The 846-nt window shown below is 60.6% G+C and carries 1 protein-coding gene; it reads right to left on the reverse strand.

Going from position 1 to position 846, the window contains the following annotated elements; genetic code table 11:
* Window positions 1-3 precede the first annotated feature (3 nt).
* Window positions 4-846 (reverse strand): transposase (locus GUI70_RS22490; protein ID WP_161884500.1); only part of this gene is annotated, 843 nt, incomplete at its 5' end.

Below are 846 nucleotides of genomic sequence, written 5' to 3' on the forward strand. Positions count from 1 at the left end.
AGTTCAAGCCGCTCCCAGCGCTGAAAAAGGTGTAATCAGCAGGCTGAAGAGCACCTTGAGGTCGTCTGGGTTCCATCTCAGCGCGTTTCTCAAGCGCTCCGAACCGTAGCGCACCAAGCTCATGGCCTTCCGGCCATGGGCCAGGATCCTGATGGGCTTGACTTCGTGCAACCAGACGCCCACCCGCAGCAGACTGGTCCAGGCCAGGAGGACCAGACCGAACAGCCGTTCGAGCCGTTTGGGCTGGGTGACGCCCGTCCGCTCCAAGTCGAAGCCCCGGGACTTGAGGCTGCCAAAAGTGCATTCAATGGACCAGCGAAGTTTGTACAGCCTTCGAGTCTCCCAGAGGCCAAAATCGGTGGCGATGATGAGGAGATCCCCTGTTGAGGATCTGGTCGCCACCACCCGCAACCATTCTCCAAACACGCAGACCTTGTCCGCCACCTCTCGAAATTCACCCTGCTGGACGTCGTTAAACCATTCTTCAGCCCGAAGGCCATCCACGAGGGTGTCCTTGCGAATGCGGATCGCTCGCCGGATACCCTGACGTCGGAGAAACCGAAACCACTCGGCACCAATGAACTCGCGATCGGCGACTAGGCCCTTCCAGCGCGTCGCTGGAAGGGCCTGCAGGAGCTTGAGGACCAGCCACATGCGGGCTCTGGTGTGGCTGTTGCCGGTGTGGTTTAAAGCGATCCACACCAGGGGGATGGTGTACCCGTGGACAACCGCACCGAGCACCAAGAGGTTGAGCGGCGCTTCGCCGTGCTCCCAGGTCGTTCGATCCAAGCTCATCAGGATCTTCCCCGGCGGAAGGTGGACCAGCAGCAACGCCAGGAAGACCTG

It is taken from the genome of Deinococcus alpinitundrae, assembly GCF_009982895.1.
In the GTDB taxonomy this organism is placed as follows: Bacteria; Deinococcota; Deinococci; order Deinococcales; family Deinococcaceae; genus Deinococcus; species Deinococcus alpinitundrae.